This window comes from Actinomadura sp. NPDC048021 (assembly GCF_040653135.1).
Lineage (GTDB): Bacteria > Actinomycetota > Actinomycetes > Streptosporangiales > Streptosporangiaceae > Spirillospora > Spirillospora verrucosospora.
In genome coordinates, this window is sequence record NZ_JBEZJQ010000036.1 from 53,559 (window position 1) to 79,522 (window position 25,964).

A 25,964-nucleotide genomic window follows, 5' to 3' on the forward strand; every position below is an offset into this window, starting at 1 on the left:
GCGCGCCCCCGGCTTCAGCCCGCTTTCACCCCGGTTTCGACCAGTCCGGGCGGCTGAAAGTCACCAGGTCAGAGGCAGCGTGTCCAGCCCCAGGACGAGGCTCGCGTGCTCCAGGGGCTCGGCGCCGGGGGCGACGCGGTAGTCCGGTATCCGGGCGTGCCATTCGCGCAGCGCGATCTGGAGTTCGAGCCGGGCCAGGTGCGCGCCGAGACAGCGGTGCGGTCCCGCGCCGAAGGCGAGGTGGCGGGCCGGCGGGCGGTCGATGTCGACGGTGGAGGCGGCGGGCACGGCGCGGGGGTCGCGGGTCGCCATGCCGGTCGGCAGCATGACCATCTCCCCCGCCTTCATCGGGCAGCCGCGCACCTCGACGTCGCGGGTGAGCTTGCGGGCGGGCAGGACGGGCGCGTAGACGCGGAGGAACTCCTCGATCGCGTCCGGCACGACGTCGGGGTCGGAGGCGATGCGGGCGCGGTCGGCGTCCTCCCTCGCCAGATGCCAGAAGATGTAGGACAGCTGGGCGGCGACGGTGTCGAGACCGGCGAGGAAGAGCAGGACGCACAGCTGGAGCAGCTCGTCGTCGGTGACGGGCCGCCCGTCGACGGCGAACCCGGTCGCGGCGCTGACCAGGTCTTCGCGCGGACGGGCGCGGCGGTCCCGGATCAGTTCGCCGAGGCAGGCCGTCAGCGCTCCCATGGCCTCGGCCCGGTCGCCGGTGGAGGGCCGCGAGTGCAGGATGGCGCGCTCCCACCCGAGGAACTCCTCCAGCCGCTCGGTGGGCAGGCCGACGAGTTCCAGGAAGATGGCGGTGGGGAAGAGGCGCGCGAAGTCGGTGACGAAGTCGCAGGAGCCGCGGGACGCGAAACCGTCGATCAGGGCGGCGCAGTGCCGGGTGATCCGCTCCCGGAGCACGGCGGCGGCGACGGGGGTGAAGAACGGCCACAGTAACCGCCGCCACGTCGTGTGCAGCGGCGGGTCCAGCATGACCGGGATCCACTGGTGCGCCGGGTCGGGGTCGATGACGGCGATCGCGCGGCTGGAGAACGTCCCCGGGTCCTGGAAGGCGGCGAGGATGTCGTCGTACCGCGTCAGCACCCAGAACCCCGGCCCGGCGGTGCTGCGGAACGCCGGATGCGTCTCCCGCAGCTCGTCCATCCGCGCGTGGGCCGTCCCGGCGGGCCGCGGTCCGGCGAACGGGTCGAAGTCCACCTGCGGGCCGCCTGCCTCGCCGCGTTCCGTCCCGTCCCGCATCACGGCCTCCCCACGGAGTGTGTCCCGCTGGCCAGGATGCCACGCCTCGTCCGGGACGGCCCGCCCGTCAGGAGGAGGACAGTTCAGCGGCGAAGAGGACCCGGACGCGGGACCAGGAGTCGACCGACCCCCGTCGTAGATCAACTCGGGGGATCCTACGTCGACGGCGCGGGTTTCGGCGCGGGGCGGGCGTAAGTGGCGGTGATGAGGAGCGCCAGGAGCGCGGCCGTCAGGAGGAGGGTCCCCGGGATGCCCAGGGCGGGTGCGGCGAAGATCGTGAGGAGCACCAGGACGGCCGTGGCGACGAGGAACCCCGGATGCGTGTTCATGCGCCGCATCGGGGCGTGCAGCGCCCACAGCATGACCAGCACGACGGCGACGGGGACGGCGACGGAGGCGGCCACCAGCCGGGCGCCCGCCTCGATGTGATGACCGGAGGAGGCCACCGCGGTCTCCAGGCCGGCGCCGAGGGCGGCGAGCGCGGCGAAGACGAAATAGTGGCCGTATCCCCACAGGAAGGACCGGTCGCGGCGCCGTTCCAGGCCCTCGCCCGCCGGCTCGGAGAAGTAGATCCACCAGATCGCGAACAGGATGGCGAGCCCGGCGAGGGCGATCGTGACGAGCTCGCCGCCCACGCCGCGCTTCACGGCGTCCTGCACCGCGTTCGTGGAGGCGAGCACGCTCTCCCCCAGCAGGATGATGGTGAACAGCCCGTACCGCTCGGCGATGTGGTGGGGGTGCCAGGTCGTCATGCCGGGCCGCTCCGCGACCGGCGGGACGGCCAGGTCGAGCGCCGCGCAGACGAAGAACACCCACATCGGGCCCTGGTCCGGCAGGGCGAGCCGCGCCACCCAGAACACCTGGACGACGGACAGGCCGATCGCGTACCGCAGGGCCGTGGCCCGGCCCTCGGGATGCGCGGCGGCCGCGCGCAGCCAGAGGGCGACGAGGCCGACCCGCATGACGAGGTAGCCGATCGTGACGGTGGTGAAGTCTCCGTCGAACGCGTCGGGGACCCCGGCCGCGAGGACGAGGACGCCCGCCATCTGCACGAACGTCAGGAGCCGGTACGGGACGTCGTCGGTGTCGTAGGCGGAGGCGAACCACGTGAAGTTCATCCACGCCCACCAGATCGCGAAGAACGTCATGAGGAACGGCGCGAGCGAGTCGCCCACGTGGCCGCTCTCGACGGCGTGGGCGAACCGTCCGGCGGCCTGGGAGACCGCCGCGACGAACGTCAGGTCGAAGAGCAGTTCGAGGGGGCTGGAGACGCGGTGGGGTTCGCCCAGGTCGCGAGCGACCATGCGGCTGCGGAGCGGCATGGCGCACACTCTAGGGCCGCCCACGGCCGGTCAGAGAAAGGCGGGGCCCCGGCGCAGCAGCGTCTCGTAGAGCATGTGCTGGACGTTCTCGCGCACATGGTCGGTGATCTCGAAGACCGTCATGGGGTCGTCGGCGGCGTCCGCGTCGTAGCCGTCCAGCGTCATCGGCTCGCCGAACCGGATCACCCACTTGGACGGGAGCGGGACGAGCCCGGCGGGGCCGAGCAGCGGGAACGTCGGCGTGATCGGGAAGTAGGGGAGGCCGAGGAGGCGGGCCAGCGGACGCAGGTCGGCGATCTTGGGGTAGATCTCCTCGGCGCCGACGATGGCGCAGGGCACGATCGGGACCCCGGCGCGCAGCGCGGTGCCGACGAAGCCGCCGCGGCCGAAGCGCTGGAGCTTGTAGCGCTCGGAGAAGGGCTTGCCGACGCCCTTGAAGCCCTCGGGGAAGACGCCGACCAGCTCGCCCTTGGCGAGCAGGCGGGCGGCGTCGGCCTGGCAGGCGAGCGTGTGGCCGGCCTTGCGGGACAGATGACCGAGCAGGGGGATCTGGTAGACGAGGTCGGCGCCGAGGAGGCGGACCTGCCGGCCGGCGTGGTCGTGCAGGGCGACCGACAGCATGAGCGCGTCGAGAGGGATCGTGCCGGAGTGGTTGGCCACGAGGAGGGCGCCGCCCTCGGGGATGTTGTCCAGCCCGTCGAGCTCGATGCGGAACCAGTGCTCGTAGAGGGCGCGGGCCAGCGGCAGCAGGACGGTGGAGTTGAACTCGGGGTCGTAGCCGAACTCGTCGATCTCGTACTCGCCCGTCAGCCGGCGCCGCAGGAACGCCAGCCCGGACGCCAGGGCCTGCTCGAACCCGCCGCGCTCGGGCGGCCGGTCGTCGCCGGGCGGTTCCCCGCCCGGGGCGTCCTCGCGGACCGAGGCGAGCCGGATGACCTGCGCGCCCTCGTCGTCCCCGGGGTGCGCGTCGTCCATCATCTCGGCTCTCCTCTCAGGCGGGTCCAAACGGGTCAGGTCCGTCCCAGCAGGGCCGTCAGGCCGCCGCGGACGAAGCCGCGGGCGGCGGCGAAGTCGGCGAAGGCGGCCTCGGAGCTGTACTTCGGGTGCCACGCCAGCTCGCGCTCCAGCGCGGTGGTGTCGAGGACCCGGCCGTAGGTCAGCCAGCGCAGCAGCTCGGGCGAGAACCCCGACAGGCCCGCGAAGCGGCGCCCCATGTCGCCGAGGACCGCGATGGACGGCGACGGGACCGGCAGGTAGGGCCGCCCGGCCCGGCGCAGGGCCTGCGACAGCAGCAGCACGCCGTCCCCGGCGACGTTGTAGCAGCCGGGGTGGTCCTCGACCGTCATGCGCCGCAGCACCTCGACGCCGTCGTCCTCGTGGACGAACTGCAGCCGCGGGTCGAACCCGAGCACGGTCGGGACGACCGGGAGGCGCAGGTACCGGGTGAGGGGCGAGTCGACGCCGGGCCCGAGGAAGTTCGCGAACCGCAGCACCGACACGGCCAGGTCGGAGCGTCGCCGCATCAGCCCGCGAACGTAGCCCTCGACCTCGACGGCGTCCTTGGCGTAGCCGGACCTGGGCGCCTCGACGGGCTCGTCCCGCTCGGTGAACACGGCCGGGTCCATCGGAGAGGAGCCGTAGACGGCGGCCGACGACCGGACGACCAGCTTGCGCATGTCGGGCGAGCGCTGGCAGGCCGCGAGGAGCTGCATCGTCCCGATGACGTTCAGCTCCTTGACCTTCGCCCGCGGAACCGACGAGGACGTCACCAGGTTGAGGTGCACCACCGTGTCCACCGCGGCCGACGAGATGATCTTTGCGATGCCGGGCGTGCGGATGTCGACCCGGACGAACTCGGTGCGGCCGAGCGACTCGGCCGGCGGCACCGTGTCCACCCCGATGACACGCTCGATCCCCGGGTCGGCTTGCAGGGTGTTCGCGACCCGCGCCCCCAGGAAACGGGAGACGCCCGTGACGAGGACGACACGGGCCGCGGCGGCGGGCATGGACGACACTGGGCCCTACCCCTTCACGGCTGGACGGCCGGTGTGGTCGCTACTTCTTGTTGCGGCGCTGGATGCGCGTCTTCTTCAGAAGCTTGCGGTGCTTCTTCTTGGCCATCCTCTTGCGGCGCTTCTTGATGACAGAGCCCACGGAACCTCGCTCGGAGTCTCGGGTGATGTGCAGGAGACCTGCGTGCCGCCGGAGAGCGAGTCTCGGTAGGCGCGCACGGTCCGAGGCCCCAGGGTACCGCTGCGTGGGTGGAGATCATGCCGCGGCCTGCCCCGCGGCCCGGGGACGACCGGCGCGGACGGCGGCCGGCACCGCGCGTCGCACGGCGCCGGGCACCGTCCCTTCCGGGCGGGCGTGGCCGCCGGCCATCGCCCGTCCGTTCGGTGTCCGGACCGCTCTGCCGGTCCTCGTCCTTCTTCCCCAGCTTCGGGACGGCCCCTCGGGGCCCTCCCGACGCCCCCTGCGCGGCCGGGTGCTGAGTTCGCGGCGGGGTCATGCCCCGCCCCTACCCGTTATCCGGCTTCGATGTACGCGTCGCGCAGGTAATCGTGGACGGCCTGCTCGGGAACCCGGAACGAGCGGCCCACGCGGATCGCGGGGAGCTCGCCCGAGTGGACGAGGCGGTAGACGGTCATCTTGGACACCCGCATCACCGCCGCCACTTCGGCGACGGTCAGGAACCTGACCTCACTGAGAGGTCGCTCGCCTGAGGTCATCGGACGCCCTCTTCCACACGTGCCGCGCACCGGCCCTTCGGGTGACTTTGATCACGCACGTGTACTTCCTCCAGCGTAAATCGCGTACCGGCAGTCGCAAGAGGGGAGTTCCGCACATTTCCGTACCCGACCTGACCCCGGGGATACAGTGCTGATTCCTTACAGAGGGTGGACGCGACGGCACCGCGCGTGTCGCGACGAAAATTTGTCAACCAAAACCACGAAACGACCTTCGGTTCCGCAGCGTCAGATGCCTCTCGGCAAGCCCATGCGCCCCGTTACGGCAACCCTGTCACAGGGCGTGACAGGCGAGCGGTCGCCACCCAGGCGTCCCCACGGAGTAAGCCTCCGGATCGGGGGCTCAGCCGGACGGCCGCAGGCCCGCGCGATCAAGGATGTAGGCGGTCAGGGGCGCGTAGTGGGGCGCGGAGACGCCGTCGTCGAGCGGGACCACCACGTCGATCTTGCCTTCGGCGGCCCCGGCGAACAGGGCCGGGTCGTTACAGTCCGCGAACCCCACGGTGTCGATGCCCGCCTGCCCGGCCGCTCCGGCCCACCCGTGGTCGGCGATGGCCAGATCCGGCCAAATATGTGGTTTAGCTTCCACATTTTCCCCGGACCCGCTAACAGCGAGCTCGCTGAGCATGGCCTCCATCGGGCGCGAGTCGTGCGTGTGGTGCGTGCGGAGGTCCTCGCCCTCCAGCATCGCGACGCCGGGGGCGGCGTAGACGATGCGGCGCAGCTCCGAGCCGCCGTACCCGGCGTCGACCTCGTAGGTCCAGCCGGCCGCGGGCGTCAGCACCCGGCAGCCCGCCTCCTCCAGCGCCCGCGCGACCGCCTGGTACAGCGGCGTCAGCGTGGACGGATGCCCGGTCGCGAGGAGCACGCTCTCCCCGCGCCGGGCCGCGAGGCCGATGCGCTCCCCCATCGCCTCCAGCGTGTCGAGCGTGATCTCGGGATCGATGGTGTCGTCCCCGTACAGGTGCATCGGATCGGGGTGGACGCCGCACCGCTCCACCATCATCTCCAGCACGGACCGCTCCGACCACGAAGGCTTCAGCTCCAGGCCGAACTGGTAGTACGGGTTGCCGTTGGCCATCCGCCGGTAGTGCAGCAGGTTGTTCTGGCGCGGCGTGGCCACGTCGCCGGCGATCATCGTCCGGACGAGGTGGGCGCGCAGCTCGTCCCTGGTCGGCGCCGGGCCTCCGGACGCCGGAGCGGGCCGGTTCACTCGTCGGTCATCGGGTCGAGGCCGTGCTCGGGGAACACCGCGCGGCGCGTCGCCAGGACCGCCTGGTCCACGGGGCTGCCGGGGTCGTACCCGTCCCCCCACCTGCTGATCTCCACCGTCTCCGTCCCGTCCGTCATGCGGCGCGGGGCGATCTCCTCGGTCCGCTGCCGGACGAACTCACGCCAGTCGTCCGGGGTCGCGGTGCCCGGCGGGACGGGGCCGCCCGCCGCCTCGGCGAGCAGGTGCGTCCACGCCCGCGGGACGACCTGCACCAGCTCGTAGCCGCCGCCGCCGGTGAGGACCCACCGGCCGCCGGCCGTCTCGTGCGCCAGCCGGTGCAGCATCGCGTACGCCGTCCGCTGCCCGTCCACGCTGAGGATCAGATGGGCGAGCGGGTCCAGTGCGTGGCCGTCGGCGCCCTGCTGGGTGACGAGGACGTCCGGGCGGAACCGGCGCAGCAGCGGCGGGACGATCGCCTCGAACGCGCGCAGCCACGGCCGGTCGCCGGTGCCGGGCGGGAGCGAGATGTTGACCGAGGTGCCGTCCGCGCCGGTCTCGTCGGGGAAGCCGGTGCCGGGGAACAGCGTCCGCGGCGACTCGTGGAGGCTGATCGTCAGCACGCGCGGGTCGTCGTAGAAGGCGGCCTGGACGCCGTCGCCGTGGTGGACGTCGATGTCGACGTACGCGACGCGCTCGGCCCCGTTCTCCAGGAGCCACGCGATCGCGACGGCCGGGTCGTTGTAGACGCAGAACCCGCTGGCGGCGTCGCTCAGCGCGTGGTGCAGACCGCCCGAGATGTTCGCGGCGTGCTCGGCGCGGCCCGTCCACACCGCCTCGGCGGCGGCCACCGACGCGCCCGCGACCAGGGCGGACGCCTCGTGCATGCCGAGGAACACCGGGTTGTCGGGGGTGCCGAGGCCGTGCCCGAGCTCCGGCAGCCCGGTGGCGCCGGAGTGCTTGACCGCCGCGATGTAGGACTCCTCGTGGACGAGCCGGAGCAGCTTGTCGTCCGCGGCCTCGAACGCCGAGACCCGCACGTTCGGGCGGTCCAGGACGCCGAGCCCGCGGGCGAGCGCCATCGTCAGCTCGACCCGCACGGGGTTCATGGGATGGCCGGGGCCGAAGTCGTAGGAGATGAGCCGCTCGTCCCAGAAGATCTCCAGGCCGCAGTTCTCGGGACCGGCGGACTGGGACGAATCGGAACTGCTCATGACCTCACGGTATCGCGCAGGGCATGTGACCTGGCCCACAGGCTCCCGCCCCGCGACGCCCCGCCCCGAGCCCGCCGCCGCAACATATCTGTGACGTGAGTTACATGCCGGAAACGGGCATACATCCGTCAGGCAGATATCTCCTCCGGGGGGTGCAAATGGACGGCGACCCGAGCGTTCGAAGCCGAGCGATCAGCAACGCGCTCCGTCTGAGCGTCCGCCCGTTCCTGCACTACATGCCCGGCCACGCGACGAGCATCCGCACCGCGCGCTCGACGGTGGACGCCGCGTCCCTGCTGCTGCGGCACAGCCCGAACGTGCGGGTCGAGTCGCTGAACGCCCCCGCGCCCGGGGACGACGGCGGCCTCCCGGTCAGGGGCGAGTGGATCGTTCCGCGCGACGCCGCGGAGGAGAACGCCCCCGGCGCCGTCCTCTACCTGCACGGCGGCGGCTACGTCTTCTGCTCGCCCCGCACCCACCGCCCCATCACCTCGCGGCTCGCGCTCGACACGGGCCTGCCGATCCTCGCCCCCCGGTACCGGCTCGCGCCCGAGCACCCGTTCCCGGCGCCGCTGGAGGACGCCGTCGCCGCCTACCGCTGGCTGCTCGCGCGGGGCGTGCCGGCGTCCGGCATCGTCCTCGCGGGCGACTCGGCGGGCGGGCACCTGTCCGCCGCGCTGACCGGCGAGCTGTGCCGCCAGGGCCTGCCGGGCCCGGCGGGGCTCATGCTGTTCTCCCCGTGGGTCGACCTGACCTGCGAGCTGTCGATGGGCGCGCAGAGCCGCGCCCGCGACCCCTACATCAGCGCGTCGTCGGCGCGCCGGGTCGCCCGCCTCGTCGTCGGTCCGACCGGGTTCGCGGACCCGCGGCTGGCCCTGCTCACCTGCGCCTGGAACGACATGCCGCCCGTCCTCATCCAGGTCGGCGGCGCCGAGGTCCTGCGCACCGAGGCCGAGGCGTTCGCCGACGCCCTGCGCCGCGCCGGCGCCCACTGCGACCTCCAGATCTGGAAGGGGCAGATGCACGTCTTCCAGATCCTGAACCGCGTCCTCCCGGAGGCGAGCGCCGCCATGCGGGACGCCGCCCACTTCGTCCGGACCGTCACGGGCGGGACGGGCAAGCACCCCCGGGCGAGGAAGCGCTCCAAGGCCGCCTAGTCCCGGCGGTCCGTCCGCTTCGCCAGGAGCCCGGCCAGCAGGGCGGCCGCGTGGTCGGCCATGAAGCGCGGGACCCGCGCTCTGAGCAGCGCCCTGTGCAGGGCGGACGCCGGGAGCGGCGTCTCGCTCGGACGTTCGCGCCGTTCATCCATCCGGGCCCCCAGAACTCCAAGATCAAATCGATGGTAGCCGGGTGGCGCCGGCCATGCCGCCGAAATAGTGATCTTTTCCTACGCCCCGCACGGAACTCGTCACGCTCAGTCCGCATCGCGCGGCGTCACTCCGCAGGCTTCTCGCTCGGCGCGCCCTTTCGCTTCCCGCGTTCGCGGCTCCGGGTCAGAAGCGGCCGGCGGGCTCGGGGTCGAGGGTCTCGTCGCCCGCGCGGCGGCCGCGTCCGGCGGTGAGGAAGCCCACCAGCGCGGCCAGCGCCGCGCCGCCCTCGCCGGCGAGGCTGATCGTCTTCTCGAGGTACCAGACGGGTTCGTGCATGTCCGGCAGCGGGCCGAGCGCGCCCGCGTCGACGTAGTGGTAGAGCACGACGGCGCCCGCCGCACTGGCCGCGACGAGGAAGGCGAGCGCGTACGCCCAGCGGGTCGCGTAGGTCAGGACGATCACCGCGACCACCCCGGCGACCGCGGCCTGGAGGCGGAACAGCAGGTCACCGTCGATGGAGCCGCCCCGCACGAAGGCCATGTCGGGCGCGAACTTCCAGTGCACGATCGCGTCGGCCGCCAGCCCGGCGGCGACGATCAGGCGGATGATGAGTCCCATACCTCTTACACGGACGCGGCCGCGGCCCGGCTCAACGCTCCGCGCGATCACGGGACGCCGTCACGGCGTCAGCCGCTCGCGAGCTCGCGTCCCCGGTTGCGGGCCGCCTCGATGGCCTCCAGGACGGCGGCCCTGACGCCGTGCCGCTCCAGCTCGCGGATCGCCGAGATCGTCGTCCCGCCCGGGGACGTCACGGCCTCGCGCAGCAGCACCGGGTGCTCCCCGGAGTCGCGGAGCATGATCGCGGCGCCGACCGCCGACTGGATGACCATCTCCAGCGCGGCGGCGCGCGGCATGCCGAGCAGGATGCCCGCGTCCACCATCGCCTCGACGAGGTAGTAGAAGTACGCCGGCCCGCTGCCGGACAGGGCGGTGGCGCCGTCCTGGAGCGACTCGGGGATGCGCAGCACCTTGCCGACCGGCGACAGCAGCTCCTCGGCCAGCTTCAGGTGCTCCTCGCCCGCGTGCGACCCGGGCGAGATGACGCTCATCGCCTCGTCCACGTGGACGGGCGTGTTCGACATGACGCGGACGACCGGCACCCCCTCCGGCAGCCGCGCCTCGACGAACCCCGTCGTGATGCCCGCCGCCATCGAGATCACCAGCCGGCCGGGCGGCACGTGCCGGCCGACCTCGTCCAGCAGGGCCCCCATGTCCTGCGGCTTCACCGCGAGGACCAGGGTCTCGGCCGTCGCGGCGGCCTCCGCGTTCGGCACGACCTCGACGCCGTAGCGCTCCCGCAGCAGCGCCCCCCGCTCCTCCCGGCGCGCGGTGGCGATCAGCTCGGACGGGCGGCGGCCGGCCCGGAGCACTCCGGACAGCAGCGCCTCGCCCATCTTCCCGGCACCCAGAATCGCGATCATCGACATACCTTGACGTGGGGTTCCAAACGACCGGTCCAGCCTATCGCCGGGCCGGTCGGCGCCGCCCGGCGACCGGCCGCGGGGCCGCTCCCGGGTCCGCCCTAGGACCGCCCCATGAGGGAGCGCATGAAGAAGCGCAGGTTGGCGGGCCGCTCGGCGAGCCGCCGCATGAAGTACTGGTACCACTCGCGGCCGTAGGCGACGTAGACGCGGACCTGCGCGCCCTCCGCGGCGAGGCGCCGCTGCTCCTGCGGGCGGATCCCGTAGAGCATCTGGTACTCGAAGGTGTCGTCGTCGCGGTCGTACAGCACCGCCAGCGCACCGGCGACCTCGATGAGCCGGGGGTCGTGCGTGGCCAGCATCGGGTACCCCTTGCCTGCCATCAGCACCTTCATGCACCGCACGTATGACCTGTCGACCTCCTCCTTGTCGGTGAAGGCGACCGCCGCGGGCGCCGCGTAGGCGCCCTTGCACAGCCTCACTCGCGACCCCTCGTAGGCCAGTTCCGCGCAGTGTTCCTCTGCCCGACGCAGATACGCCTGGACGACCGCGCCCACGTCCGGGTAGTCCCGCCGCAGTTCGTGGACGGCTCGCAGCGTCGTGTCGACGGCCGTGTGCTCCTCCATGTCGAGGGTGACCGTCGTGCCGGCCGAGCGGGCGGCGGCGCACACCCGCCGCGCGTTCTCCAGGGCGAGTCCTTCGTCGAAGGTCCGCCCGATGGCCGACAGCTTGAGCGACACCTCGGCGCGCGTCCCGAACCCGGCGGCGCCCAGCCGTCCCAGAAGCTCGACATAGTGCGCGGCGTTCGCCTCGGCGCGGCCCTCGTCGTGCGTGTCCTCGCCGAGGACGTCCAGGCTGACGAGCAGGCCCTCGCCGGTCAGCCCGGCCGTGACGCGCAGGGCGTCGTCGATCGTCTCACCGGCGACGAAGCGGCGGACCACGTCGCCGGTGAACGGCGCGGTCTCCACCACTCTGCGCGCGCCTCCGCTGCGCGACGCGACCAGCAACGCCTGACGAAGCACTGTGCGAACCCCTCGTTCCCTGGGCCTACCGTCCCAGGTTATGCCGCCGGGGCTCCGGGCTCACGACACGGTGCCGAGGCTGTTCCCGGCGCCGTACTGCTGCACGTACTCCTTCATCCGCGCGGTCTTGACCGCCTCGAAGAGGGCCTTCGCCTTCGCCCCGTCCAGGAACACGACGCTCTGCCGCTTGCGCATGCCGGTGCCCTTGTGCGGAAGCGTCATGAACATCACGTCGGACGCGCGGACGCTGCGCATGCTGAGCGCCAGCGAGCGCAGGTCGCCCGCCGACACCCCCTCGTCCACGCTGATCGACTTGGTGAGCGCCGACAGGAACCGGTCGAGCTTGAGCGGGTTGGTGAGCGTGCCCCGGTCGGCGGCCTGCTTGGCGAGCGCGCCGAGGAACGCCTGCTGCCGCTTGATCCGGTCGAAGTCGCCGTTCGGCAGGTTGTAGCGCTGCCGGACGAAAAGCAGCGCGTCCTCGCCGTTCAGCTTCTGCCGTCCCGCCTCCCAGCGCTTCTTGCGCGCCGGGTCGTACACGCCCTGCTTGATGTTGACCGTGACGCCGCCGAGCGCGTCCGTCATCGACTTGAAGCCCTCGAAGTCGATCGCCCCGTAGTGGTCGATGCGGATGCCGGTGAGGTTCTCCATGGTCTCGATCAGCAGCTTCGGCCCGCCGAACGAGAACGCCGCGTTGATCTTCTGCGGCCCGTAGCCGGGGATCTCCACCCACGAGTCGCGCGGGAAGGAGACGATGTAGGCCTTCTTCCGGTCCGCCGGCAGGTGGAGCAGCATGATCGTGTCGGTGCGCTGCTGCCCCGGCTTCCAGACCTGGTTGCCCTCGCCGGTCGTCGCGTCGGCCCGCGAGTCCGAGCCGACGAGCAGCCAGTTCTCCGTCCCCTCGACGTTCGCGCCCGGGCGGTTCGGGGAGTCGTCCGGCATCACGCCCTTGAGCCGGTCGATGTTGCCGTTGTAGGACGACTGCCGCTGCCACGCCAGCCCGCCGAGCCCGGCCACGACCAGCGCCACGAACACCCCGACCGCGATCAGGACGCGGGGCCACCGCCGCCTGCGCCGCGTCTCGCCGCCGCCGTCCGAGCCGCCCCAGAACGCGGCGTCGGCGTCCGGCTCCGGGGCCTGCGGTGCCCCCGGCGCCCCGGGCCCCGCGGGCTCGGGCGCCCCCTCGTCGGGCCTCGGGGGCACCGGAGAGCCGTGAAGATCTGGGGAGGTCATGGCGCGAAGCTACCAGCAGCACCCGGCAGGGATGGCCGACTTCGGCCCACCTGTCCGGTTGCGGCGCAACGGGGCGTCCGTGTAAACCCGGCTCCCCGTTCGCGGGTCGCTCACCCGCTCCGGCGGCGGAGCGTGACCGCCCCGAGCAGCAGGGCGACCACCACGAAGCCGGCGATCACGGAGACGTCCAGGGCCAGGGTGCCGGTGAAGTCGGGGCTGGAGCTGATCTCCTGCATGCCCTCGACCGCGTAGGACAGCGGCAGCACGTCCGCGATCGCCTGCAGCCAGGACGCCATGTCCGCGCGCGGGACGATCAGGCCGCAGAGCAGCAGCTGCGGCAGGACGAACGCCGGCATGAACTGGACGGCCTGGAACTCGGTCCGGGCGAACGCGCTGGCGAACAGCCCGAGGGCCATGCCGAGCAGCGCGTCCAGCAGGGAGACCAGGACCAGGGACGCCAGCGAGCCGCTCAGATCGAGGCCGAGCCACGTCAGCGAGACGGCCAGCACCACGGCGACCTGGACGAGCGCCAGCAGGCCGAAGGCCAGCGCGTAGCCGAGCAGCAGGTCGAGCTTGCCGAGCGGCATCGTCATCAGCCGTTCGAGGGTGCCGCCGGTGCGCTCGCGGAGGGTGGCGACGCTGGCCACGACGAACATGACGATGAAGGGGAACAGGCCGAGCAGCATGGGCCCGATCCGGTCGAACACCATCGGCTGGTCGAACACGTACCGCAGCAGGACCATCAGCAGCGTCGGCACGCCGATCAGCAGGGCGAGCGTGCGGTGGTCGTGCTTGAGCTGCGCCAGGATGCGCCGCATCGTGGCGAAGGTGATCGCGGTGCTCATGACGGGCTCCCGGCCCTCTCGTGGATCAGGTGGAGGAACGCCTCTTCGAGGTCGGCGGCGCCGGTGCGCGAGCGCAGGCCGTCCGGGGTGCCGTCGGCGAGGACCGCGCCCTCGCGCATCAGCAGCAGCCGGTCGGTGCGCCCCGCCTCGTCCATGACGTGGCTGGACACGACCAGCGTGGCGCCCCGTTCGGCGAGCTCGCGGAACAGCTCCCACAGCTCCTGCCGCAGCACCGGGTCGAGCCCCACGGTCGGCTCGTCCAGGACGAGCAGTTCGGGCGCGCCGAGCAGCGCCGCGGCGAGGTTGACGCGGCTGAGCTGCCCGCCCGACAGCGTCGCCGCCGTCTGGTCGCGGCTGCGGCCGAGCCCGACCTCGTCGATGACGCGGGCCACGTCCGAGCGCGGGGCGCGCAGCACGGACGCGAAGTAGCGCAGGTTCTCGGCGACGGTCAGGTCGGCGTAGACGGCCGGCCTCTGCGTCGCGTACCCGACGCGGCGCCGCAGGCCGGGCGACCCGGCGGGCTCACCGAGCACGGTCACCGCGCCGCTCCGCACGATCTGGACGCCGACGAGCGCCCGCATCAGGGTCGTCTTCCCGCAGCCGCTCGGGCCCAGCAGCCCCACGATCGAACCGCGCGGGACGTCGAAGGTGATCCCGTGCAGCACCTCCCGGCCGCCCCGGTCGACCCGCAGGTCGCGCACCCGCACCGCGGGCTCGGACGCGCCGCCCGCCGGACTAGAACTCATCATGTGTTGAATTTAGGCCGGTGCGAGACCGCGGTCAAGGGGCCGAAGGCCCCACGGGAAAGGGGAGGGCCCGCCCGGGACGCGGGGGCGGAGAGGGATGAGGCCTCAGGAGGTGAGGTAGCGCTGGAGGGTCGGGGCCACCAGCTCGATCAGCTCGTCCTCGGAGGCGGAGGCCAGCGGCTCGACGCGCAGGACGTGGCGCAGGACCATCAGGCCGATCATCTGGCCCGCGGCCGCCTGGATGCCGAGCGACGACGCCTCGGTGGCCTGCGAGGCCCGCCCGAACAGCGCGGACGCGACGAACTCGCGCAGCAGCGCGGCCGCCCGCTCGTTCGTCATCGCCGAGCGGATCATCGCGAGCAGCGGGGCGCGGCGCTCGTCGTCCTCCCAGACGTGCAGGAAGGTGCGGATCAGCCCCTCGCCGAGGCGGTCGGGAGGGAACGACATGATGCGCGGCAGCAGGACCGACGGGTCCACCGGGAAGCGCATCGCCTCGACGAACACGCCCTCCTTGTTGCCGAAGAAGTGGTGCACGAGCGCGGGGTCGACCTCCGCGGCGCGGGCGATGGCGCGCAGCGACGCGCCGTCGTAGCCCTTCTCGGCGAACAGGTCCCGCGCCGCGGCGAGGATCTTCTCGCGCGTCTCCGTCGGACCGGGCCTGCGCCCCGGGCCCCGCCCCCGCGTCCGGCCCCGGGGGTCGCTCACCGGCGCACGCCCCGGCGGGTGATCTCCCCGGCCGAGGTGACCTCCCAGGTGTGGGCGGCGGCGGCCAGGTGCAGGCGCGCGAACGCGAGGGCCTCGGCGAGGTCCTCCATCCGCTCGATCCGGCTGGACGCGCGCCGCGTGTTGACCTCCAGGACGATGTGCCCCTTGAACCCGCCCTCGGCGAGGTTCTCCAGCATCGTCCCGCACGGCTGGTTGCCCCGGCCGGGAACGAGATGCTCGTCCTTGTTCGTGATGCCGACCCCGTCGGCGAGGTGGATGTGGCGCAGACGGTCGCCCAGGCTCCCCGCCATGTCGATGGCGTCCGACCCAGAGACGGCGGTGTGCGACAGGTCGAGGGTCACGTGCGGGTAGTCCTGGTCGACGGGGTTCCAGTCGGGCAGGTACATGCCCGCCTCGGCGCCGCGCGCCTTGAGCGGGAACATGTTCTCGACCGCGAACAGCACGTCCGTCTCGTCCTGCATGCGGGCGAGGCCCTCGACGAACTCCTTCGCGTAGTCGCGCTGCCAGCGGAACGGCGGGTGCACGACGACGACCTCGGCGCCCAGTTCCTCGGCGACGTCCTTGGAGCGCACCAGCTTGCCCCAGGGGTCGCGCCCCCAGACCCGCTGGGTGAGCAGCAGGCACGGCGCGTGGATCGACTTGATGGGGACCTGGTGGTAGTCCGACAGCCGGCGCAGGACGTTCAGGTCCTGCGACGAGGCGTCCGTCGAGACCATGACCTCGATGCCGTCGTAGCCCAGCAGCGAGGCGATCTCGAAGGCGCTCGGGACCTTCTCCGGGTACACCGACGCTGTGGAGAGCGTGATCGGCGCGTCCGGTACGCGGAGCGCCGGTGAAGGGGCGCCGTTGTGCTGCGGGGCCAAGGCTTCCTCGCCATGAATGATCGCTCGGCTGTGTCGTAGAAGAGAGCCTATGCCGCCGCGGCCGTGATGAAACACTCGCCGGGAGTGATCTCCCTTGCTCCGCCCGCGGCGCGGCTACCCTCTGTCTCCGTGGCCGAGATCGCGCGGGGCGCCGTGCCCAGCCCCAACATCTGGAACTCTCCCCAGGTCTACGAGCTGGAGAACCGCGCCGTCGACCCCGACGGCGTGCTGGCCGGCGCCATGCGCGCGATCCGCCCCTGGGACGGCGCCGACGTCCTCGACGTCGGCTGCGGCACCGGCTTCCACCTGCCGTTCTTCGCCGAGGACGCGCGCCGGGTGATCGGCGTGGAGCCGCACGCCGGCCTCGCCTCGGCCGCGGCGCGCCGCACGCGGGACCTTCCCAACGTCACCGTGCGCACGGGCACCGCGCAGGCGCTGCCGCTCCCGGACGCGTCCGTCGACGTCGCCCACGCGCGGTGGGCCTACTTCTTCGGCCCCGGATGCGAGCCGGGCCTCGCCGAACTGGACCGGGTCGTCCGGCGGGGCGGCGCGATCCTCATCATCGACAACGACGCCACCCGCTCCACGTTCGGCCGCTGGTTCCAGCGGAGCCTGCCGAAGTACGACCCCGGCGCCGTCGAGCGGTTCTGGACGCGGCGCGGCTTCCACCGGGAGCCGCTGACGATCCGGTGGGCGTTCCAGAGCCGCGAGGACCTGGGCGCCGTCCTGCGGATCGAGTTCCCCCGCGATCTCGCCGACGCCTGCCTGCGCGAACTCCCCGGCCTGGAGGTGGACTATGCCGTGAATTTGTGGTGGCGTTGCCCCTGAGTTACCAGTCGGTTGGGAATTCGGGAGGAACGCACCATGGGTCGCGCCGCCACGAGCCGAGTCACCGCCGGGAGGGCGCTCGGCGGTCTCCTCGCCGCCACCGCCCTCGGCGCGGCCGGCGCCGGCGCCGGGCTGGTCGCCCAGCGCCGCGCCATGCGCCGCCTGCAGCTGCGCCCCGACCCGTTCGCGGGCGAGCCGTTCGGGTCGCTGCGCGGACGCCCCCTGCCCGTCCGCGCCGACGACGGCACCCGCCTGTACGCGGAGATCGACGGCGAGGACCGCACCGACCTCGCCGTCGTGTTCTGCCACGGCTGGACGCTCACCCAGGACTCCTGGCACTTCCAGCGCAAGGCCCTGCGCGGCCTCGGCCGCCTCGTCTTCTGGGACCACCGCGGCCACGGCCGCTCCGACGGCGGCGCCCGCGACGGCTACGCCGTCCCCCGCCTGGCCCGCGACCTCGGCGCCGTCATCGAGGCGACCGTCCCCGCCGACACCCCCGTCGTCCTGGTCGGCCACTCGATGGGCGGCATGACCATCATGCGGTACGCCGACGAGAACCCCGAGCTGGTCGGACGCAAGATCCTCGCGGCCGGGCTGCTGTGCACGTCGTCCGGCGGCCTCGGCGAGGTCACGCTCGGCATGCCCGCGCTCATCGCGCGCACCACCCACCGCCTCATGCCCGCCGTCCTCGGCGCGCTCGGCGCCGGCTCGGGCGTCGTCGAGCGCGTCCGCCACCTCGGCCGCGACGCCGCCGCCCTCGTCGAGGACCTGGTCGCCTTCGGCCCGGACGCCAGCCCCGCCGCGGTCGCCTTCGCCGAGCAGATGATGACCGACACCCGCATGGACGCCTTCGTCGACTTCTTCCGCTCCATGATCACCACCGAGGTGATCAGCGAGTGCGCGTCCCTCGGCGGCGCCGACACCCTGGTCATCGGCGCGGAGAACGACATGCTCACCCCGGTCGAGCACAGCCTGAAGATCGCCTCCTGCGTGCCGTCCGGGCGGCTGGAGGTCGTCCCCGGCGCCGGGCACATGGCCATGCTCGAACGCCCGAGCATCGTGTCCGACCACCTCGGCGACCTCATCGAACGGGCCCGCAAGGAAAGCTGAGCCCCCTCATCCCGCGCGCGGGATGAATACTGTCGGTGCCCGGCCCTACGCTTCCGCGCATGGCGAAGGCGAAGACGGCCAAGGCCGCCTACCGGTGCTCGGAATGCGGATGGCAGACCTCCAAGTGGGTCGGGCGCTGCGGCGAGTGCCAGACATGGGGAACGGTCACCGAGGCCGCGTCGGCGACCCCGGCCCGGGTCGTGTCGGCCGGGCCGGTCAGCTCACCGGCCCGCCCGATCGGCCAGGTCGACGTGCGGTCCGCGCAGACGCGCCCCACCGGCCTGGACGAGCTCGACCGCGTCCTCGGCGGCGGCATCGTGCCCGGAGCCGTCCTGCTGCTGGCGGGCGAGCCCGGCATCGGCAAGTCGACGCTCCTGCTGGAGGTCGCCGCCCTGGCCTCGACGGCGGACGCGGCGGGCTCCGAAGGCGGCAACGTCCTGTACGTCACGGGGGAAGAGTCGGCCGAGCAGGTCCGGCTGCGCGCCGACCGCGTCGGAGCGATCACCGACCGGCTGTACCTGGCGGCCGAGACCGAGCTGTCCGCCATCCTCGGCCACATCGAGTCGGTCGATCCCGGGCTGCTCGTCGTCGACTCCATCCAGACGATCGGCACCTCCGAGGCCGACGGCGCGCCCGGCGGCGTCACCCAGGTCCGCGAGGTCGCCGCCAACCTGATCAGGGTCGCCAAGGAGCGCGGCATGACCGTCGTGCTGGTCGGCCACGTCACCAAGGAGGGCTCGATCGCCGGGCCGCGCCTCCTGGAGCACCTGGTCGACGTCGTCCTGTACTTCGACGGCGACCGGCACTCCCGGCTCCGCATGATCCGCGCCATGAAGAACCGGTACGGCCCCACCGACGAGCTCGGCTGCTTCGACCTGTCCGAGGTCGGCATCGTCGGGCTGCCCGACCCGAGCGGCCTGTTCCTCACCCGCCGCGAGGAGGCCGTCCCCGGAACCTGCGTCACCGTCACCCTCGAAGGGCGCCGCCCCCTCGTCGCCGAGGTGCAGTCCCTCGTCGCCAAGTCGCACCTGCCCGCGCCGCGGCGCGCCACCTCCGGGCTCGACACCTCCCGCGTCGCGATGGTCCTCGCCGTCCTCGCGCAGCGCTGCAAGATCTCCATGCACGAGCAGGACGTGTACGTCTCGACCGTCGGCGGCGTCCGGCTCGCCGAGACCTCCGTCGACCTGGCCCTCGGCCTCGCCGTCGCGGGCTCCACCGTCGAGCAGGCCCTTTCCACGAGCCTCATCGCGCTCGGCGAGGTGGGCCTCGCCGGGGAGGTCCGCATCGTGCCCGGCGTCCAGCGGCGGCTGGCCGAGGCGGCCCGGCTCGGGTTCAAGTACGCCGTCATCCCGCGCGGCTCCCTCGAACTGGCCGACGGGCCCCTCAAACGCGCCGACCCGCAGCTCAGCAGCTACGAGGGCATGAAGGTCATGGAGGTCGACAGCCTCCAGCAGGCGCTGCAGGTCGCGTTTACCGCTCCCTGACAGGCGTCCCGCCAGAGTATTACTTCACACAACGCACGCTTGCGACCTGGGGAGGAACCAGCGCGCGGCCCGCCTCGGTAAACTGGCGCCGTCCAGCGACCTCCGGGGGCCAGGTGCCATCACACGACAAGGGTCATGACGAACGACGCCGCGCCACACTGGCCGCGGTGGCTCCCGGCACCCAGATCCGGGACGGACTGGAGCGCATCCTGCGGGGCCACACCGGCGGCCTGATCGTGCTCGGCTACGACAAGCCCGTCGCGGAGCTGTGCACGGGCGGCTTCGAGCTCGACGTCGAGTTCTCCGCCACGCGGCTGCGCGAGCTCGCCAAGATGGACGGCGCGATCGTCCTCGACGACAGCCACACCCGCATCGTCCGCGCCGCCGTCCACCTCGTGCCGGACTCCACCCTCCCCACCGAGGAGTCGGGGACCCGCCACCGCACCGCGGAGCGCGTCGCCCGCCAGACCGGCCTGCCGGTCATCTCGGTGAGCCAGTCGATGCACATCATCGCGCTCTACCTCGACGGCATCCGCTACGTCCTGGAGGACTCGGCGGCCATCCTCTCCAAGGCCAACCAGGCCTTGGCGACGCTCGAACGCTACAAGCTGCGCCTCGACGAGGTGTCCGGCACGCTGTCGGCCCTGGAGATCGAGGACCTCGTCACCGTCCGCGACGTCAGCGCCGTCGTCCAGCGCCTGGAGATGGTGCGCCGCATCGCCGACGAGATCGAGGGCTACGTCGTCGAGCTCGGCACCGACGGCCGCCTGCTGTCCCTCCAGCTCGACGAGCTGGTCTCCGGCGTGGACGTCGACCGGCAGCTGATCGTCCGCGACTACCCGTCCGACGACACCCGCACCCGCGGCGTGGACGCCATCCTGTCGTCCCTCGACACCCTGTCGGCCAACGAGCTCCTCGACCTGTCCACGGTCGCCGAGGTCATGGGCTTCGCCGGCCCGGACGCCCTCGACCTGCCCGTCAGCCCCAAGGGCTTCCGGCTGCTCGCCAAGGTCCCGCGCCTGCCGAGCATGGTCGTCGAACGCCTCGTCGAGCACTTCGGCGGCCTGCAGAAACTCCTGGCCGCCAGCATCGACGACCTCCAGGCGGTCGGCGGCGTAGGCGAGTCCCGCGCCCGCAGCGTCCGCGAGGGCCTCTCCCGCCTCGCCGAATCGTCCATCCTCGAACGCTACGTCTAGGGCCTGCCTCGAAGTGGCCCTCGGCCGCACGCGCGAACGCGTGACCTGGCCGATGGAGCGAAGTCGGCGGCGAGTGGAGCCGGGCAGATCGCGAAGCGATGCCGCATTCGCCCAGGCCCGGTCACGTAGCGAGCCGCAAGGCGAGCGAAGAGGGCCGAGGCAGCAGCACCGCCCAGCGCAGGCAGCGGGCGGCCACCACAGTCAGCGGGCCCAGGCAGTGCAGGCCCTGGATCGGCGGAGCTGAAGATTCGTTGCGCCCTTCACAGCGGGCCAGCGCAGCCACGACATTCGGCAACTCCGGCCGCGCAACCCGAGGCAGCCCTGGCGGCGGGACGGCGCGCAGGCGGCGGGCAAGGGCCACCACAAGCAGAGCGAGTTGGGGCCACCACAAGCAGAGCGAGTTGGGGCCACCACAAGCGGAGCGGGTTGCGGCCAGCACAGGCGGAGCGGGTTGCGGCCAGCACAGGCGGAGCGGGTTGCGGCCAGCACAGGCGGAGCGGGTTGGGGTGTGGGCGAGGGGTTAGCGGAGGGCGAAGACTTGTTTCTTGGCCTTCGCGCCTTTCAGGGTGGCCACGTAGGTGCCGGGGCGGGCTCGGACGGTGTTCTTGCAGTCGCGGTGGCGGTCCCAGACGACGTCGTCGACGTAGGGGATGCCGCGCCGTAGCGTCGCCTTGGGGGCGTCGCCCTTGCGGCACTTGCTCGACGACCAGACGCGGTCCGCGCCGGAGGTGATGCGCACCTCCAGCGACCCCGTGTCGAACGCGCAGGAGCCGTCACGCGTGCTGACGACCGTGACCCGGAACTCCGGACGCTCGGACCCCGCGTAGACGTTCTTCGCGGCGGACATGTTCACCACGAGGTCACCGCGGCCGCAGGGGCCGCCGTCGGCCTGCTCCGGCGCGGGCGTGGTCGTCGTGGTGACGGTGACCGTCGGCATCGCGCTCGGCGGCGGGGCGCTCGTCCGCTCGGCCGCGCCCGCGTCGCGGCCCGGCTTCTCCTCCCCGGCGCCTCCCTGGCACGTCCACGCCAGCAGGCCCACGGCCCCGAGGACGCCTGCCAGGGCCCACACGCGCCGGCGCCAGTACCGATCGAGCCCAGAGCCGTCCCGGTCGCGCTCAGTGTTCGCCCCCATGCGGGCAGTATGCATTCACCCGGGCGGGAAGAGCGGGCGACCCGCCGCGTGCCACAATGGCGACGCGCCATGAACACCGAATCCGCACTCACCACGCCGATCCTCGCCTGGTACGACGCGAACGCACGGGACCTCCCGTGGCGGGCGCCGGACGCGACCCCCTGGGGCGTCCTCGTCAGCGAGATCATGCTTCAGCAGACACCGGTCTCCCGCGTCCTGCCCGTCTGGGAGGCCTGGACGACCCGCTGGCCGACGCCCGCCGCGCTCGCCGCCGAACCGTCCGGCGAGGCCGTCCGCGCGTGGGGCCGGCTCGGCTACCCGCGCCGCGCGCTGCGCCTCCACGAGGCCGCCCGCGCGATCACCGAACGGCACGGCGGCGACGTCCCCTCCTCGCACGCGGACCTGCTGGCGCTCCCCGGCATCGGCGCCTACACCGCCGCCGCCGTCGCCAGCTTCGCGTTCCGGCAGCGTCACGCCGTCCTCGACACCAACGTCCGCCGCGTCCTGGCCCGGCTACTCTCCGGCGTCGAGTACCCGCCGAAGGCGCAGACCAAGGCCGAGGTCACACTCGCGGAGAGCCTCCTGCCGCTCGACCCGCCGACCGCCGCCCGCTGGGCCGTCGCGGTCATGGAACTGGGCGCGCTCGTCTGCACAGCCCGTTCGCCTCGCTGCGTCGACTGCCCCGTCATCGACAGGTGCACGTGGCAGCTGACCGGCCGTCCCGCCTACGACGGGCCGCCGCGAAGGGGCCAGACGTACGCCGGCACCGACCGGCAATGCCGGGGGCGACTCCTGGCCGTCCTGCGGGACGCCGAGCACCCGGTCGAGAAACCAGCCCTGGACGTCGTCTGGTCGGACGCCGTCCAACGCGAACGCGCCCTGGACACCCTCATCGCGGACGGCCTGGTCGACCCCCTCGAAGACGGCCGCTACGCCCTTCCCGGCTGAACTCTCGCGACCGTCCGCAGGGGATCCGCCTTCTCAGGGGAATGGCAGGCCGGCTCTCTGTGCGCGTATTTCGGATCGGATGAGCTCCAGCAGCCGGCCCACCCAGTTGCGGCCTCTGTCTCCGCGCGTGATCCAGTGGTCGGATTCGATTCCGCCATACCCGATGGGGGCGTCTCCCGTGCCGAGAAGGATCTCCGCCAGCTCGGGATGCCGCGCGTATTTGGCGCGCATGAGGCCCGCCATCACGGCCGTCCTGACCTGTGGCCATCCCTGGACGCGTGAGGCCTCTTCGGCGAGCTTCTGGGCGTCGTAGGGGCGTTCCACGGCGCGAATCCGCTCCCGGACCTGGGGATCCTCGGTGGACAGCGCCCAGTAGGCGTGCGTGACCGACGGGTAGAGGACGCCGCCGGCCTCGATCGGGGCCGGGTAGTCGTTCTGAAGGGCGTCGATTCCCGGGTTCTCCGGCCATCCTCGCGGAAACACGCGCCCGCCCAGGTGAATCGTCCCGCCCGGGGGTTCCTGTGGATCGTCCCCCGACCTCTTCGATTCGTATTCGGCGCGTGCGCGGGCCTCCTCCGCGAAGTAGTCCAGAGCCCATTCCCGCATGGCTTCGGTCACGACGTCATCGTCGAACCAGCCGCCGATCGGACGCTCCCCGACGTCGGTGCACAGAAAGACCAGCGGCCGGTCCTTGTTGTCCATGTCACCGAGCGAGTAGTGGCGCTTGTGGGCGGGCATCGCCAGGTAGGCCTCGCGCAGCGCCAGCCGGTCGGCCTCGTCACGCGACTCCAGGTACCGGTCCAGCGCCGCCAGACAGCGGTCGGTGGAATCGGGCCGGTCGTTCAGGCGCTCGATGTCGTCGGCCACCTCCCCCAGCAGCATCTCCGAGGTGAGGCCGAACATCGGCTCGGCGGCCTTCCACCGGCCGAGCTCGAACGCGCTGATCTCACCGCCCTCGGGTACCTCCGTCACCACCCAGCCGCATTCGAGTTTCCCCCGAAGACCCTCCAGGTCGACCCACTCCCAGCAGTTGATGGCGCCGTCCGCGAACACCAGCAGGTTCGTGAGGTGGTAGGAGCCGTTGTGGATGAAGACGGGCCGCGCGACGCCCTCGATGCGCCGTCCATCCTCTGTCCGGTGGATCCGTAGCAACAGGGAAACTCCTCAATCCTCATCCAGGGACGCCGAGCGCAGCCGCTCGGCCGCCGTCACCTCACCCGGTGGCCCGAACCGCACCTCGGGGCCGCGCATTCGGTCGATCTTGGGCCGGTCCCGCCCCGCCGGTCAACGGAAATTCGCTCGTCAGCCCAGGGCCCGGGCTCGTACCGTACGCCAGTGCGTGATCTGCTGACCCTGCCCAAAGCCCACCTCCACGTCCACCTTGAGAGCACCGTCCGCGGCGCCACACTCCGCGAGATCGGCGCCGCCAACGGCGTGCCGGTCCCCGAAGACCTCGGCGCGTTCGGCGACTTCGCCTCCTTCTTCGCGCAGAACGACCTCGTCCGCGCCTGCCTGCAGCGGCCCGAGGACTTCCACCGCATCGCCTACGAGTTCTGCGAGGACGAGGCGGCCCAGGGCGTCCGGTACGCCGAGGTCTCGTTCACGGCCGCCGCGCACGGCGAGCGCCTCGGAGACCTCGGCATGCCTCTGGCGGCCGTCCTGGAGGGCCTTGAGGCGGGCCGGGAGGCCTTCGGCATCGAGTGCCGCGTGATCCTCGACCACTCCCGCCGCCGCTCCGTCGAGCGCGCCTGGCGGACCCTGGACCTGGCCCGGCGTCACGAGCGCGTGGTCGCCGTCGGCCTCGCCGGCGACGAGGCCCACCCCGGTGACCCGTTCACCGAGGTCTTCGCCGCCGCGCACGACGCCGGGCTCCACGTCGTCCACCACGCGGGCGAGGCCGAGGGCGCGGCCAGCATCCGGCAGGCGCTCGGCCCCGGCCGCACCGAGCGGCTGGGCCACGGCATCCGGATCCTGGACGATCCCGACCTGGTGGCCGAGGTCCGCGAACGCGGGATCCCCCTGGAGGTCTGCCCCTCCTCCAACGTCGCGCTGGGATTCGTCCCGTCCCTGGACGCGCACCCCCTCCCCCGCCTCCGCGAAGCGGGCCTGCTGGTCACTCTCAACACCGACATCCCCGCCCTGATCAACACCCCCCTCGCCACCGAGTACGCGCACGTCCGCGCCACTTTCGCCTACGACGACCTCACCCTGGCCGACCTGGCCCGAGCCTCGGTCACCGCCTCCTTCGCCCCGCCTCAGACCAAGAAGGCCCTCGGAGAAGCGATACAGGCCTGGCTTGCCACCCCGCCCCCCTCCGCTTCGAGGTGAGCGGGCGGGGTCTTCGGATGGCGATCTGGTCGCACACTGGGCCTCCCTGAAGTCACCTTCAGGGTTCCCGAGAGCGGCGGGCGCCGGAGACCGAACGGCGTTCTGTGGATTAACCCACCGGCTTCTCCGGCTCGCGCGTGAAGAGGCAGAACAGGTGCCCCGCCGGGTCCTGGTAGACCCGGAAGTCGTCATCCGGCTGGAAGTCGGCCAGGACGGCGCCCACTGCCTCGGCGTGCTTTCCGGCGGCGTCTACGTCGTCCACCTCGAAGTCGAGGTGGGCCATCTGCAACTGGGCGCCGTCCGCGGCAGGCCACGTGGGGGGCTTGTAGAGCGGCTCTGTCTGGAACGACAGGCCGGTTCCGCCGCCCGGGGGACGCAGCTTCACCCAGTCGGGCTCGTCCTGCACGACCGTCCAACCGAGGAGGCGCTGGTAGAAGTCCGCCAGCACGTGCGGGTCGGGGGCGTCGAGGACGGGGGCGGAGAGGGTCAGACGGCTCATGGCGGCTCCCGAGACAGTCGATCTTGTGAGGGGAGGCTGCCCAGGAGAATCGCGCCCATGCGAGCCACCCACACGCGAGCCACCCCCACACGCGAGCCGCCAACGTGCAAGCTGCCACGTGCAAGCTGCCAACGCGCGAGCCGCCAACGCGCGAGCCGCCAACGTGCGAGCCGCGAACATGCGAACCGCCAACGTGCGAGCCGCGAACGTGCGGAAGGCCCGCGACCGGGAACCGGTCGCGGGCCTTCGCGCGCGGGACGTCAGTCCTTGTTGAAGTTGACCGCGCCCTCGATGGGCGGCGGGCTGTCGGGGACGGTCGACGGCTTCGGCACGCCCTTGAAGGTGAACTTGGCGTTCTCGGCGGTGTCGGTGTTGTCGGAGTCGAAGCCCTCGGTGCCGACGATGACGATCTGGCCGGGCTTGAGCTCGTTGTAGAGGATCTTCTCCGACAGGGTGTCCTCGATCTCGCGCTGGA

The 25,964-nt window shown here is 72.4% G+C and carries 28 protein-coding genes; 7 read left to right on the forward strand and 21 right to left on the reverse strand.

The genetic code is table 11. The annotated features are described in order from the left end of the window. Positions 1 to 60: 60 nt before the first annotated feature. From AB0C87_RS38810 to AB0C87_RS38845, 8 genes are all read right to left on the reverse strand, one after another. Positions 61 to 1,248, reverse strand: a complete 1,188-nt coding sequence (locus AB0C87_RS38810; RefSeq protein ID WP_360581684.1) for a cytochrome P450 — start codon at positions 1,246 to 1,248, stop codon at positions 61 to 63. A gap of 155 nt (positions 1,249 to 1,403) precedes the next feature. Next, entirely contained in the window at positions 1,404 to 2,570 is a 1,167-nt protein-coding gene (locus AB0C87_RS38815) for a low temperature requirement protein A (protein WP_360581685.1), read from the reverse strand. A 30-nt stretch (positions 2,571 to 2,600) separates the two neighbouring features. Beyond that, a complete protein-coding gene (locus AB0C87_RS38820; RefSeq protein WP_360581686.1) occupies positions 2,601 to 3,548 on the reverse strand; it encodes a lysophospholipid acyltransferase family protein in 948 nt (315 codons plus the stop codon). A 32-nt stretch (positions 3,549 to 3,580) separates the two neighbouring features. After that, a complete protein-coding gene (locus tag AB0C87_RS38825; protein WP_345185812.1) occupies positions 3,581 to 4,576 on the reverse strand; it encodes an NAD-dependent epimerase/dehydratase family protein in 996 nt (331 codons plus the stop codon). A 49-nt stretch (positions 4,577 to 4,625) separates the two neighbouring features. Beyond that, positions 4,626 to 4,724 (reverse strand): AURKAIP1/COX24 domain-containing protein, encoded by a 99-nt coding sequence (locus AB0C87_RS38830; RefSeq protein ID WP_018654693.1) that lies wholly within the window; start codon positions 4,722 to 4,724, stop codon positions 4,626 to 4,628. Positions 4,725 to 5,095: 371 nt separating this feature from the next. Then, complete coding sequence (locus tag AB0C87_RS38835; RefSeq protein ID WP_021591693.1) at positions 5,096 to 5,299, reverse strand: helix-turn-helix domain-containing protein; 204 nt, start codon at positions 5,297 to 5,299, stop codon at positions 5,096 to 5,098. 361 nt (positions 5,300 to 5,660) lie between these two features. Then, on the reverse strand, positions 5,661 to 6,530 hold the full coding sequence (locus AB0C87_RS38840; protein WP_345185758.1) for a phosphatase: 870 nt from the start codon (positions 6,528 to 6,530) through the stop codon (positions 5,661 to 5,663). Then, positions 6,527 to 7,741, reverse strand: a complete 1,215-nt coding sequence (locus AB0C87_RS38845) for an acetoin utilization protein AcuC (protein WP_345185756.1) — start codon at positions 7,739 to 7,741, stop codon at positions 6,527 to 6,529. Before AB0C87_RS38845 ends, AB0C87_RS38840 begins: the two co-directional genes overlap by 4 nt. Positions 7,742 to 7,899: 158 nt before the next feature. Between AB0C87_RS38845 and AB0C87_RS38850 the strand changes: the two genes are divergently transcribed. Further along, positions 7,900 to 8,898 carry an alpha/beta hydrolase gene (locus AB0C87_RS38850; protein WP_345185753.1) on the forward strand — a complete coding sequence of 333 codons (999 nt, stop codon included), beginning with the start codon at positions 7,900 to 7,902 and terminating at the stop codon, positions 8,896 to 8,898. Here AB0C87_RS38850 and AB0C87_RS38855 read toward each other — a convergent pair. The 9 genes from AB0C87_RS38855 to AB0C87_RS38895 all read right to left on the reverse strand — a co-directional run bounded on the left by AB0C87_RS38855 (position 8,895) and on the right by AB0C87_RS38895 (position 15,964). Then, complete coding sequence (locus AB0C87_RS38855; protein WP_360581687.1) at positions 8,895 to 9,050, reverse strand: hypothetical protein; 156 nt, start codon at positions 9,048 to 9,050, stop codon at positions 8,895 to 8,897. The genes AB0C87_RS38850 and AB0C87_RS38855 overlap by 4 nt on opposite strands. 184 nt (positions 9,051 to 9,234) lie before the next feature. Continuing rightward, positions 9,235 to 9,669: a hypothetical protein gene (locus AB0C87_RS38860; RefSeq protein WP_345185747.1), complete on the reverse strand. Its 435-nt coding sequence runs from the start codon at positions 9,667 to 9,669 to the stop codon at positions 9,235 to 9,237. Positions 9,670 to 9,737: 68 nt separating this feature from the next. Continuing rightward, on the reverse strand, positions 9,738 to 10,532 hold the full coding sequence (gene proC / locus AB0C87_RS38865; RefSeq protein WP_345185744.1) for a pyrroline-5-carboxylate reductase: 795 nt from the start codon (positions 10,530 to 10,532) through the stop codon (positions 9,738 to 9,740). A 101-nt stretch (positions 10,533 to 10,633) separates the two neighbouring features. Next, positions 10,634 to 11,554, reverse strand: a complete 921-nt coding sequence (locus AB0C87_RS38870) for a proline dehydrogenase family protein (RefSeq protein WP_360581688.1) — start codon at positions 11,552 to 11,554, stop codon at positions 10,634 to 10,636. Positions 11,555 to 11,614: 60 nt separating this feature from the next. Continuing rightward, entirely contained in the window at positions 11,615 to 12,784 is a 1,170-nt protein-coding gene (locus AB0C87_RS38875; RefSeq protein ID WP_360581689.1) for an LCP family protein, read from the reverse strand. A gap of 110 nt (positions 12,785 to 12,894) precedes the next feature. Continuing rightward, entirely contained in the window at positions 12,895 to 13,629 is a 735-nt protein-coding gene (locus AB0C87_RS38880; protein ID WP_345185736.1) for an ABC transporter permease, read from the reverse strand. Further along, positions 13,626 to 14,378 carry an ABC transporter ATP-binding protein gene (locus tag AB0C87_RS38885; protein ID WP_345185733.1) on the reverse strand — a complete coding sequence of 251 codons (753 nt, stop codon included), beginning with the start codon at positions 14,376 to 14,378 and terminating at the stop codon, positions 13,626 to 13,628. Before AB0C87_RS38885 ends, AB0C87_RS38880 begins: the two co-directional genes overlap by 4 nt. A gap of 102 nt (positions 14,379 to 14,480) precedes the next feature. Continuing rightward, positions 14,481 to 15,080: a TetR family transcriptional regulator gene (locus AB0C87_RS38890; RefSeq protein WP_360581690.1), complete on the reverse strand. Its 600-nt coding sequence runs from the start codon at positions 15,078 to 15,080 to the stop codon at positions 14,481 to 14,483. Continuing rightward, a complete protein-coding gene (locus AB0C87_RS38895; protein WP_345185728.1) occupies positions 15,077 to 15,964 on the reverse strand; it encodes a sugar phosphate isomerase/epimerase in 888 nt (295 codons plus the stop codon). Before AB0C87_RS38895 ends, AB0C87_RS38890 begins: the two co-directional genes overlap by 4 nt. A 129-nt stretch (positions 15,965 to 16,093) precedes the next feature. Between AB0C87_RS38895 and AB0C87_RS38900 the strand changes: the two genes are divergently transcribed. The 4 genes from AB0C87_RS38900 to disA all read left to right on the forward strand — a co-directional run bounded on the left by AB0C87_RS38900 (position 16,094) and on the right by disA (position 20,582). Further along, complete coding sequence (locus AB0C87_RS38900) at positions 16,094 to 16,792, forward strand: class I SAM-dependent methyltransferase (RefSeq protein ID WP_360581691.1); 699 nt, start codon at positions 16,094 to 16,096, stop codon at positions 16,790 to 16,792. Positions 16,793 to 16,828: 36 nt separating this feature from the next. Next, positions 16,829 to 17,902 carry an alpha/beta hydrolase gene (locus tag AB0C87_RS38905; RefSeq protein WP_360581692.1) on the forward strand — a complete coding sequence of 358 codons (1,074 nt, stop codon included), beginning with the start codon at positions 16,829 to 16,831 and terminating at the stop codon, positions 17,900 to 17,902. Positions 17,903 to 17,961: 59 nt separating this feature from the next. After that, on the forward strand, positions 17,962 to 19,386 hold the full coding sequence (gene radA / locus AB0C87_RS38910; protein ID WP_360581693.1) for a DNA repair protein RadA: 1,425 nt from the start codon (positions 17,962 to 17,964) through the stop codon (positions 19,384 to 19,386). A 113-nt stretch (positions 19,387 to 19,499) separates the two neighbouring features. After that, positions 19,500 to 20,582 carry a DNA integrity scanning diadenylate cyclase DisA gene (gene disA, locus AB0C87_RS38915; RefSeq protein WP_179845771.1) on the forward strand — a complete coding sequence of 361 codons (1,083 nt, stop codon included), beginning with the start codon at positions 19,500 to 19,502 and terminating at the stop codon, positions 20,580 to 20,582. A gap of 520 nt (positions 20,583 to 21,102) precedes the next feature. On the opposite strand, the gene AB0C87_RS38920 is transcribed toward disA, so the two are convergent. Continuing rightward, positions 21,103 to 21,714, reverse strand: coding sequence for a hypothetical protein (locus AB0C87_RS38920; protein ID WP_345185714.1), 612 nt, complete (start codon positions 21,712 to 21,714; stop codon positions 21,103 to 21,105). 69 nt (positions 21,715 to 21,783) lie between these two features. On the opposite strand from AB0C87_RS38920, the gene AB0C87_RS38925 reads away from it, so the two are divergent. Then, the gene (locus AB0C87_RS38925) at positions 21,784 to 22,662 is read left to right on the forward strand and encodes an A/G-specific adenine glycosylase (protein ID WP_360360735.1); all 879 of its coding nucleotides are present in this window, start codon (positions 21,784 to 21,786) and stop codon (positions 22,660 to 22,662) included. A 33-nt stretch (positions 22,663 to 22,695) separates the two neighbouring features. On the opposite strand, the gene AB0C87_RS38930 is transcribed toward AB0C87_RS38925, so the two are convergent. Then, positions 22,696 to 23,814: an NADAR family protein gene (locus AB0C87_RS38930; RefSeq protein ID WP_360581694.1), complete on the reverse strand. Its 1,119-nt coding sequence runs from the start codon at positions 23,812 to 23,814 to the stop codon at positions 22,696 to 22,698. A 183-nt stretch (positions 23,815 to 23,997) separates the two neighbouring features. Here AB0C87_RS38930 and add point away from each other — a divergent pair, with 183 nt between their 5' ends. Further along, positions 23,998 to 24,990 carry an adenosine deaminase gene (gene add, locus AB0C87_RS38935; protein WP_360581695.1) on the forward strand — a complete coding sequence of 331 codons (993 nt, stop codon included), beginning with the start codon at positions 23,998 to 24,000 and terminating at the stop codon, positions 24,988 to 24,990. 109 nt (positions 24,991 to 25,099) lie between these two features. Here add and AB0C87_RS38940 read toward each other — a convergent pair whose 3' ends face one another. After that, positions 25,100 to 25,489 (reverse strand): VOC family protein, encoded by a 390-nt coding sequence (locus tag AB0C87_RS38940; protein WP_353835688.1) that lies wholly within the window; start codon positions 25,487 to 25,489, stop codon positions 25,100 to 25,102. Between the two features lie 260 nt (positions 25,490 to 25,749). Then, the coding region (locus AB0C87_RS38945; protein WP_360581696.1) for a hypothetical protein at positions 25,750 to 25,964 on the reverse strand (215 nt) is incomplete at its 5' end.